This is a genomic window from Rhodococcus sp. BS-15 (assembly GCF_000813105.1).
GTDB lineage: Bacteria > Actinomycetota > Actinomycetes > Mycobacteriales > Mycobacteriaceae > Rhodococcoides.
In genome coordinates, this window is record NZ_BAOX01000443.1 from 1 (window position 1) to 2,744 (window position 2,744).

Sequence of the window (2,744 nt, forward strand, 5' to 3'; positions counted from 1 at the left end):
ACGAACACACCGCTTGGGCACACCGCACCGGGCAACAACCAGCCGCAGCTTGACAAGTTACGGACCCGGGATGTCTAGGGCACCGATTCAGTTCGCCTCGACAGCAATCTTTCAGCTAATATCTAGACCTGGACGGTGTCGAATTCGCAGACGATGCCGGCTGCCGGATGCGAGGCCACCCCCCGCAAAGCACGACAGGCCTCGCATCCGGACTCGACCGCATCACGTCGCCTCTGCGATCCAGACTCGTCCAGCTCATGAGACAGAGGGGTAGTCGAGATGTATTCGGTGTTGATATTCGCGATCGTGGCTGCGCTTGCATTGATGGCGCTGTCGCTGGTCACGTTGATCGTCGGCGAATCGATCCGAATGATTCGGCACATCGCTCAGGACCGGCCAAGCGCCACCCAACGCGGATTTCGACCGTGAACAGCAGAGCGGGCTTATCGAAGCCGCCGGACGGTTACCATTTGGTTACTGAAATGTCGCTACCGCCGCGGGACAAGTTGGGTTCACATGATCAGAGGGAAGACAAAGGTGCCGGTCGAAGACGGATCGTTCGCGGCCAGGTTGAACAAGCTGTTCGACACGGTCCATCCACCGGGACGTCGGCCTCACACCAATGCCGAGGTCGCACAGGGGCTGGCCGACGCGGGCCATCGCATCTCCAAACCGTATATTTCGCAGCTTCGATCCGGACACAGGACCAACCCGTCGGAGGAGACCGTGACAGCGTTGGCGCGGTTCTTCAAGGTACGGGCGGATTATTTCTACGACCCGGTCTATCAGGATGCGGTCGATCGCGATCTCGAAATGCTCGCGCAATTGCGGAATCAGGGCCTGCGGCGACTGTCGGCACGCGCATTCGACCTGTCCGACGAATCGCAGAGCCTGCTGACCTCGATGGCCGAAAAGCTACGCGCAAGCGAAGGATTGCCCGCGGTGCCACCGGACAGCACCCCGTAGCGCTCGCTGCCTGGCCGGCCCCGTCCGCTACCGAGCAGTCGTGTCGGTAGCGGAGTCCGGTGATGTCGAGTCGTCGAGCGCGGCGGTGGACGTCGATCGATGCGCCCGGGCGATCAAGGCAACCCACTGAGGAGGGGACCAGTCGGGTGGGGGCACGATCCAGTGGGCACCGAGGATGGGGTGGGCGAGAGGGTCGTGGACCGTCCGAGCTATCCGTGCTGCGCGATCCACCGGATCGTTCGGCGCGGCGACTCCGTCGTCGAACTGTCCGGCGCCCACCTGCAAGTACAGCCCGTCCATGACGTCCGACACGTGATCGGACGCTTGCAGCACAGTGGGTGCCCGCGATCTGTCGGAGTCGCGAAGTTCGGGGAATCGGCGGAGCAGGGCGTGGTGTAGATCTTTGATGCGGTAGAGCAGGATCCGGGCGCGTATCCATGTCTCGATCAACACCGACACGGCACCGATCGACATGATCAACGCACCCAGTGTGAGCACCCCGCGGTTGGGTTCCGCACCGAGAATCACTGCGATGGCGATCGACAGCGGTGCCACAGCACCGAGACAATAAAGGGCAACCGCACGCCCGATCGGCGTGCGGGCGATTACCCGAACCCCGGCCGCGATCACGGCGGCGAACGCCGGCAGCACCGCGCACCATCCGGCCACCGGGTTCCAGAGCGAGCCAGCCATCGCACCGGCTGTGGACACCGCGATGACGACGGCGCACGTTCGGTACCACCGCCGCAGAAGTGTCGGCCATGCTCTGATGGCGATCACCATCGACGCTCCGGCCCCGCCGGCCCAGCACATCGCCAACGCTGCAGCCGCATTGTCGCGGCCGAGCGTGGCGGCGACGTCGTCGATGGCCACCGTCTGGGCCGCCGCTGTGCACACCATGGCCAGGACCATGCAGATCCGAACCGTGGTGGCAGGTCGCACGACCATTCGGCCCACTCGTGCACCGGCCGCAAGCCAGACCACCAGTGCTGCAATCCACGCCATGTCAGCCCAACGCCTGGTCGAAAGAGACGATCGATCGAGCTGCGCCTCGGGTGTTCGCACGACGCAATCGCTGCAGCAACTGCCCGGCGAAGGCCTCCGCTTCCCATTCGTCGTCGTTGTCGGCACCGTCCACCACGGCCGATTGCAACGTGCGTTCGCTCAGCAAGTACGCCAACAGCTCTTCGCTGACGGCGCGCAGGGAACTCTCGATGGGTATGCCGTCGTGCCGAAAGACGATGTGGCCCAGTTCGTGGGCAAGCGTGCGATCGTAATTCGGAAGGTCTATACCGATCACGATCACATCGCGATCGGGGTAGGCGCGGCGCTGCCCACACACCCCCGGCGGCAGGACTGCGCCCTCGATGACGATCGGCCGCCTGCGTTCGCGGGCGATCGCCTCGATCACGCCGTCGAGCGTGGACCGATCGGCATCCGCTGCAATTTCGCAGACCACGTCCACGGCCGCCGAGATCCGACGGTGTGAGCGCGTCACGAGAAAATCTCCCCGCGAGCTCGATCGAGACGCACCTGCTGCGCGCGGGCTCCCCTGGCGCTGATGACACCTGCTCCGGCTCCGGCGAGCATCAGACCCACGACTCCGCCTGCCACCGCGCGTGCGTCCAACAGACCGGACGACGCGGTGAGTTCGGTATCCGGATCAGGACCGTTCGCACCGGGACCCGATGCGCCGGGACCGGACGCGGACGACGACGGAGAGGCCGCACTGGTCGACGCCGGGCCGGCCGTTCGTGTCGACGGCGCGGTGAGGAAGA

5 protein-coding genes are annotated in these 2,744 nt (G+C 64.9%); 2 read left to right on the forward strand and 3 right to left on the reverse strand.

Annotated features, from left to right (window positions below; genetic code table 11):
• Nucleotides 1–279: 279 nt before the first annotated feature.
• Both RHBS_RS29350 and RHBS_RS26480 read left to right on the forward strand, forming a co-directional pair.
• Nucleotides 280–429 carry a hypothetical protein gene (locus tag RHBS_RS29350; protein WP_183130515.1) on the forward strand — a complete coding sequence of 50 codons (150 nt, stop codon included), beginning with the start codon at nt 280–282 and terminating at the stop codon, nt 427–429.
• 108 nt (nt 430–537) lie between these two features.
• Nucleotides 538–966, forward strand: coding sequence for a helix-turn-helix transcriptional regulator (locus RHBS_RS26480; RefSeq protein WP_037191674.1), 429 nt, complete (start codon nt 538–540; stop codon nt 964–966).
• Between the two features lie 27 nt (nt 967–993).
• Here RHBS_RS26480 and RHBS_RS26485 read toward each other — a convergent pair whose 3' ends face one another.
• The 3 genes from RHBS_RS26485 to RHBS_RS29355 form a co-directional block, all read right to left on the reverse strand.
• A complete protein-coding gene (locus tag RHBS_RS26485; RefSeq protein ID WP_121873273.1) occupies nt 994–1,971 on the reverse strand; it encodes a hypothetical protein in 978 nt (325 codons plus the stop codon).
• A 1-nt stretch (nt 1,972) separates the two neighbouring features.
• On the reverse strand, nt 1,973–2,464 hold the full coding sequence (locus tag RHBS_RS26490; RefSeq protein ID WP_237669791.1) for an ImmA/IrrE family metallo-endopeptidase: 492 nt from the start codon (nt 2,462–2,464) through the stop codon (nt 1,973–1,975).
• On the reverse strand, nt 2,461–2,744 hold a 284-nt coding region (locus tag RHBS_RS29355; protein ID WP_374700669.1), incomplete at its 5' end, for a hypothetical protein. The genes RHBS_RS26490 and RHBS_RS29355, both read right to left, overlap by 4 nt.